Origin of the sequence: Pseudomonas sp. PICF6, from assembly GCF_009831705.1 — a bacterium.
Lineage (GTDB): Bacteria > Pseudomonadota > Gammaproteobacteria > Pseudomonadales > Pseudomonadaceae > Aquipseudomonas > Aquipseudomonas rhizophila.
The window spans coordinates 211996-218208 of the sequence record NZ_WUUD01000020.1 but is presented as its reverse complement, the minus strand read 5'-3'; the positions used below and the strand labels follow the sequence as shown (position 1 = coordinate 218208).

The window sequence follows — 6213 nt, the reverse complement described above, 5'->3', positions numbered from 1 at the left end:
CCCGACATGTTCAGACCTCTCTTCGTATTTATCGGCACGCGTTATACCCGTGCAAAACGTCGCAATCATTTCGTATCGTTCATTTCCCTGACTTCAATCATCGGGCTGGCCCTTGGCGTGGTCGTGATGATCGTCGTGCTGTCGGTGATGAACGGGTTCGACCATGAGATGCGCACTCGCGTGCTGGGCATGGTGCCCCACGCCACCCTCGAAACCGGCGAAGCCATCAGCGACTGGCCGAGCCTGGCCGCCAAGGTCAAGCAGAACCCGCAGGTGCTGGCGGTTGCGCCGTTCACCCAGATGCAGGGGCTGCTGACCCACAATGGCAAGGTTTCCAAGGTCTTGCTCAATGGCATTGACCCTGGGCTTGAGCGGCAGGTGTCGATCATCGACAACTTCATGCAGCAGGGCAAACTCGACGACCTGGCGCCGGGCAGCTTTGGCATCGTCATCGGTGACAAGGCAGCTGCCAAGCTCGGCGCCGCCATCGGCGACAAGCTGACCTTCGTGGCGCCGGAGGTCACCGTGACCCCGGGCGGCATGTTCCCGCGTATGAAGCGCTTTACCGTGGTCGGCATTTTCCATGTCGGCGCCGGCGAGCTGGACGGTTACCTGGGCGTCACCAACCTTCAGGACCTGGCGCGCCTGCATCGCTGGAAGCCGGATCAGGTCCAGGGCCTGCGGCTGAAGTTCGATGATCTGTTCCAGGCACCGCGCGTCGCGTGGACCATCGCCCAGCAGCTCGGCGAAGACCGCTACTACGCCCGAGACTGGACCCGCACCCACGGCAACCTGTACCAGGCGATCCGCATGGAAAAAGCCATGATCGGTCTGCTTTTGTTGCTGATCGTCGCGGTGGCGGCATTCAACATCATCTCCACCCTGGTGATGGTGGTGAACGACAAGAAAGGCGACATCGCCATCCTGCGCACCCTTGGCGCTACACCGGGGCAGATCATGCGGATCTTCATGGTCCAGGGCACGGTCATTGGCGTGATCGGTACGGTGGTCGGCGCCTTGGTCGGGATGTTTGCCGCGCTGAACGTCAGCGCCGCGATTGCCGCTCTCGAAGGCCTGATCGGGCACAAGTTTCTCAACGCCGACGTGTACTTCATCGACTACCTGCCGTCGCAGTTGCAGACAGACGATGTGTTGATGGTCTGCGGCGCCGCGTTGGTCCTGAGTTTCCTCGCCACCCTGTATCCAGCCTGGCGTGCCGCGCGCACCCAGCCTGCGGAGGCGTTACGTTATGAGTGAGTCGGGTATGAGTGAAAAAGCAATCTTGAGCTGCCGTAACCTGGGCAAATCCTACGAGGAGGGGCCGGAATCGGTGGTGGTGTTGTCGGGCTTGCAGCTGGAGCTGCATCCGGGCGAGCGTGTGGCGATTGTCGGTACGTCCGGGTCGGGCAAAAGTACCCTGCTCAATCTGTTGGGCGGCCTCGATACACCGACTGCCGGCAGTGTCTGGCTGGCCGGCGAGGAACTCTCGGCGCTGAACGAGAAGGCCCGTGGCCTGCTGCGCAACCGTTCCCTGGGCTTCGTTTACCAGTTCCACCATTTGCTGCCGGAGTTCACCGCGCTGGAGAACGTCTGCATGCCGCTGCTGATCGGTCGCACAGCGATCCCTGAAGCCCGCCAGCGGGCCACGGCGTTGTTGGAGCGGGTCGGGTTGGGCCATCGTCTGGAGCACAAGCCGGCGGAGTTGTCCGGTGGCGAGCGCCAGCGCGTGGCGATTGCTCGGGCCCTGGTCAACAAGCCGGGGCTGGTGATGCTCGACGAGCCGACCGGCAACCTCGACTCCCACACCGCCCAAGGCATTCAGGACCTGATGCTGGAACTCAGTACCTCGATGCGTACCGCGTTCCTGGTGGTGACCCACGACATGAACCTGGCCCGGCAGATGGACCGCGTCCTGCACCTGCAGGAAGGTTGCCTGACGCCCATTTGACCGACCGAAACCCGGCGCTTGCTGCAAGCGCCGGGTCTTTTATTTTCATACGGTGCCCCGCGAATGTTCAGACCGTTATCGATCTTCATCGGCACGCGCTATACCCGCGCCAAGCGCCGCAATCGCTTTGTTTCGTTCATCTCCATGACCTCGATGATCGGCCTCGCCCTGGGGGTGCTGGCGATGATCGTGGTGCTGTCGGTGATGAATGGCTTCCAGCGCGAAATGAGCTCGCGCATCCTGGGCATGGTGCCCCACGCCACCCTCGTCGGCGTCAAGCCGATCGACGACTGGCAGCCGGTGGCTGCCGCGGCGCTGAAAAATCCTGAGGTGATCGCTGCCGTGCCGTTCACTGAAATGGAAGGCATGCTCAGCCATAAAGGCGCGATGCAACCGATCCAGATCAGCGGCATCGACCCGGCCCAGGAGGGCAAGGTGTCCATTGTCGCCCAGCATATTGTCCAGGGGCGTCTCGATGCCTTGAAACCGGGCGAGTTTGGCGTGGTGATCGGCGAAATCACTGCTCGGCGCTTCCGTTTGAACGTCGGGGACAAACTGACCCTGATCGTGCCGGAAATCAGCACCGCGCCGGGCGGCATCACCCCGCGGATGCAGCGCTTGAATGTGGTCGGCGTGTTCAAGGTAGGCGCCGAACTGGATGGCTCCATGGCGCTGATCCACGTGGCCGACGCCGCGCAAATGCAGCATTGGCAGCCAAACCAGGTGCAAAGCGTGCGCCTGGCGGTCAAGGACCTGTACGCAGCACCGCGAGTTTCCGGCGACATCGCCACGGGCCTCGGCGCGGACTACAAGGCCGACGACTGGACCCACACTCAGGGCAGCCTGTTCAGTGCCATGAAGATGGAAAAAACCATGATCGGCCTGCTGTTGTTGATGATCGTCGCGGTGGCGGCCTTCAACATCATCGCGACCCTGATCATGGTGGTGAACGATAAGGGCGCGGATATCGCGATCCTGCGCACCATCGGCGCCACGCCACGGCAGATCATGGCGATTTTCATGGTCCAGGGCACGGTAATTGGCGTGGTCGGCACGCTGATTGGCGGCGTGCTGGGGGTGATTGCGGCACTGAACGTCAGTGATTTAGTGGGTTGGGTGGAAAGGGTCACTGGCCAGCATATTTTCAGTTCCGACGTGTATTTCGTCAGCAACCTGCCTTCGGAGCTTCAACGCGGTGATGTAGTGCTGATCTGCTCGGCCGGGTTCATCCTGAGCTTCCTCGCCACGGTTTACCCGGCCTGGCGTGCGGCGAAGGTCGAGCCGGCACAGGCGTTGCGCTATTCCTGATACTGCACAGACCTCTGTGGCAGAAGGGCTTGTTGAAGACTCTGGTGGCGACGGGATTTAGCGAGGTGTCTGTGGGAGCAAGGCTTGCCCGCGATGCAGACGACGCGGTCTGCGGGGGAAACAAGGCGCCTGCATCGCGGGCAAGCCTTGCTCCCACAGATAAGTCTCTTTGCCACCAGGGTTTGCGTCGGGCTTAATCCCCCTTCGGCAACTCGATCAAAAACCGCGTCCAGCCATCGGCCGATTCGCAGCGGATCTGCCCGCCATGGGCGCGGACGATGGAGCGGGTGATGGCCAGCCCCAGCCCGGCGTGTTCACTGCTGCCTTCCTGGCGGGCCGGGTCGGCGCGATAGAAACGGTCGAACAGACGCGGCAGCAAGTGCGCTGAAATCCCGTCACCGCTGTTCTCCACGTTTACATGCACCTGCCCAACGCCCTCGACAATATGTACCCGTACTTCGCCACCGTCAGGCGTGAAGCGCAAAGCATTGTCCAGCAAATTGGACAGGGCCCGGCGCAACATGCTGCGGTCTCCGTCGATGCGGCCGTTGCCTTCACGGCTCAAGCGGACGTGGGCGTCTTCGGCCAGCGGGGCGAAAAACTCCAGCAGCAGATCCACTTCCTGAGCCAGTTCCAGCGGTTCGCGGCTGGGTGCCAGCAAGCCGTGGTCAGCCTTGGCCAGATAGAGCATGTCGTTGACCAACTGCGCCATCCATTGCAGCTCTTCAAGATTGCTGTGCAGTGCTTCGCGATAATCCTCCAGCGAGCGTTCGCGGGTGAGGGTGACCTGGGTGTGGGTCAGCAGGTTCGATAAAGGGGTGCGCAGTTCATGGGCGATGTCGGCAGAGAACGCCGAGAGCCGTTGAAACGCATCATCGAGACGTCGGAGCATGTCATTGATGCTGTGGGCCAGTTCCGCCAGTTCGGCGGGCATGTGTTCTTCCGGCAGTCGGGCATTGAGAGAGCGGGCCGAGACGCTGCCGGCGATGGCCCCCATACGCCGCAACGGTCGCAAGCCGCGCCGGGCGGCCCAGGCGCCGAGCAGGGCGGTAGCCAGGGCCGAGAGGCCGACCGTCAGCCAGATCAGGCGCTGCATGCGTTGCAGGAAATGCTGGTGGTGGGTGATGTCCAGCAGCAGCGTCAGTTGCGGCGAGTCCGGGCGGTCGGGGTACAGCGGTGCATTCAATACCCGGTAGTCAGTGTCGGCATCGCTGAGGGTGGACAGGCCGGGACGCTCCGGCAACTGAGCCGGAATCCGCAGCGAACTGTCGTACCAGCGCACGCCATCGCTATCCTTGATGCGCAAGGCCAGGTCGGCCTGGCGACTGAGTTCATCTGCCAGACGGTTTTGGGTTTGCTCGGCATCAAGCCCCTGCAGGGCGCGACGCAGGCCGATCAGTTTGCCTTCGAGCAGTTGCTGATCCAGCTCGATGAAGTGCGCCTCGCTGCCACGGCTGAACAGCACGCCAGCAAACAGGGAGACCACGGCGGTGCAGGCGGCGAACAGCAGCGCCAGCCGGCTGCTCAGCGACCAACGCCCCCTCACAGGTTGCGCTCTTCAAGGACATACCCCATGCCCCGCACGGTGTGGATCAGCTTGCTGGGGAAATCGTCGTCGATCTTGATTCGCAGGCGCCGTATCGCGACCTCGATGACGTTGGTGTCGCTGTCGAAATTCATATCCCAGACCTGGGAAGCAATCAGGGATTTGGGCAGGACCTCGCCCTGGCGACGCAGGAGCATTTCCAGCAACGCGAACTCCTTGGCCGTGAGGTCGATGCGCTGGCCGCTGCGTTCGACGCGGCGGCGGATCAGGTCCAGGCGCAGGTCCGCCAGTCGCAAGCTGGTTTCCTGGGGCGTCGAACTACCACGGCGCAACAGGCTGCGGACTCGCGCCAGCAGTTCGGAAAAGGCAAAGGGTTTGACCAGGTAATCGTCGGCGCCCAACTCCAGGCCATGCACGCGATCCTGGACCGCATCCCGCGCGGTGAGAAACAGCACCGGCGTATCCAGGCCGGCCCCGCGCACGGCCTGCAAAATCTGCCAGCCATCGCGGCCGGGCAGCATCACATCGAGGATCAGCAAGGCATATTCACCGCTCAAGGCCAATTGCTGGCCGGTAATGCCATCGGCCACCAGGTCGGCGTTGAACCCGGCTTCGGTCAGGCCCTGGCGCAGGTATTGGCCGGTTTTGGTTTGGTCTTCGACGATCAGCAGTTTCATGGGCAGCTCAAGGCGTTGTTGGAACGAGGGCGTTATACCGCGTCGGACGTGGCCGTGGCTCTACCTGACAAAGTTGTAATCGAGCCGTAAGCCGATTGGCAGGTGTGCAGAGATAGAGTTCTCACACGCTGAATCTGACAGGAGTATGGACATGTTAATGGCAAACCGCTTGATCCTGACCGCCTTTGCACTGGTGCTCAGTACGCCCACGTGGGCTTCACCGGGTCATTTTGATTTCGGCCAGCCTGCCTCGGCGGCCAAGGCCAGTCGCAGTATCGATGTGGTGATGGGGGACATGACCTTCGACCCCGGTGCACTTGATATCAAGGCTGGGGAGACCGTTCGGTTCGTGCTGATCAATAAAGGTCAGTTGCTGCATGAGTTCAACCTGGGCAATGCCGCGATGCACGCCCAGCATCAGCAGGAAATGCTCAAGATGCAACAGAGCGGACAACTGACCCCGACCGCAATGAAGCAAGGGATGGCCCATGACTCCATGGGGCACGGGGAGGCCGGCATGCGCCATGAAGACCCCAACAGTGTGCTGGTGGAGCCGGGCAAAACCGCCGAGCTGACCTGGACCTTCAACAAGGCCATGCGGCTGGAGTTCGCCTGTAATGTGCCCGGCCACTACCAGGCCGGGATGAAAGGCAAGCTGACAGTCAGTCAGTAAGCACTCAAAGGCTGGGGCAAAGGCTGATAGAATTGGCTGATTCTTCAGTCAGGTTTCCGTC

Annotated in this window: 6 protein-coding genes; 4 read left to right on the top strand and 2 right to left on the bottom strand. The window is 62.0% G+C overall.

All coding sequences use genetic code 11. From position 1 onward, the window contains the following. Window positions 1-6 precede the first annotated feature (6 nt). The 3 genes from GSM73_RS14205 (at window position 7) to GSM73_RS14195 (ending at window position 3256) form a co-directional block, all read left to right on the top strand. Window positions 7-1257 carry a lipoprotein-releasing ABC transporter permease subunit gene (locus tag GSM73_RS14205; protein ID WP_107322904.1) on the top strand — a complete coding sequence of 417 codons (1251 nt, stop codon included), beginning with the start codon at window positions 7-9 and terminating at the stop codon, window positions 1255-1257. Window positions 1258-1264: 7 nt separating this feature from the next. Continuing rightward, window positions 1265-1948, top strand: a complete 684-nt coding sequence (gene lolD / locus GSM73_RS14200; protein ID WP_162843734.1) for a lipoprotein-releasing ABC transporter ATP-binding protein LolD — start codon at window positions 1265-1267, stop codon at window positions 1946-1948. Window positions 1949-2011: 63 nt separating this feature from the next. After that, window positions 2012-3256, top strand: a complete 1245-nt coding sequence (locus GSM73_RS14195) for a lipoprotein-releasing ABC transporter permease subunit (RefSeq protein WP_160893004.1) — start codon at window positions 2012-2014, stop codon at window positions 3254-3256. Window positions 3257-3449: 193 nt separating this feature from the next. Here the strand turns inward: GSM73_RS14195 and GSM73_RS14190 are convergent, their stop codons facing one another. Further along, window positions 3450-4802 carry a heavy metal sensor histidine kinase gene (locus GSM73_RS14190; RefSeq protein WP_160893002.1) on the bottom strand — a complete coding sequence of 451 codons (1353 nt, stop codon included), beginning with the start codon at window positions 4800-4802 and terminating at the stop codon, window positions 3450-3452. Beyond that, window positions 4799-5479: a heavy metal response regulator transcription factor gene (locus GSM73_RS14185; protein WP_047227225.1), complete on the bottom strand. Its 681-nt coding sequence runs from the start codon at window positions 5477-5479 to the stop codon at window positions 4799-4801. Before GSM73_RS14185 ends, GSM73_RS14190 begins: the two co-directional genes overlap by 4 nt. A gap of 151 nt (window positions 5480-5630) precedes the next feature. On the opposite strand from GSM73_RS14185, the gene GSM73_RS14180 reads away from it, so the two are divergent. Then, window positions 5631-6152 (top strand): plastocyanin/azurin family copper-binding protein, encoded by a 522-nt coding sequence (locus GSM73_RS14180; protein ID WP_047227226.1) that lies wholly within the window; start codon window positions 5631-5633, stop codon window positions 6150-6152. The last annotated feature ends 61 nt before the right edge of the window (window positions 6153-6213 follow it).

Bases quoted from the DNA above. Each gene is read 5' to 3' on its own strand.
- GSM73_RS14205 (WP_107322904.1), top strand. From the start codon at position 7: ATGTTCAGACCTCTCTTCGTATTTATCGGCACGCGTTATACCCGTGCA.
- lolD (WP_162843734.1), top strand. From the start codon at position 1,265: ATGAGTGAAAAAGCAATCTTGAGCTGCCGTAACCTGGGCAAATCCTAC.
- GSM73_RS14195 (WP_160893004.1), top strand. From the start codon at position 2,012: ATGTTCAGACCGTTATCGATCTTCATCGGCACGCGCTATACCCGCGCC.
- GSM73_RS14185 (WP_047227225.1), bottom strand. From the start codon at position 5,479: ATGAAACTGCTGATCGTCGAAGACCAAACCAAAACCGGCCAATACCTG.
- GSM73_RS14180 (WP_047227226.1), top strand. From the start codon at position 5,631: ATGTTAATGGCAAACCGCTTGATCCTGACCGCCTTTGCACTGGTGCTC.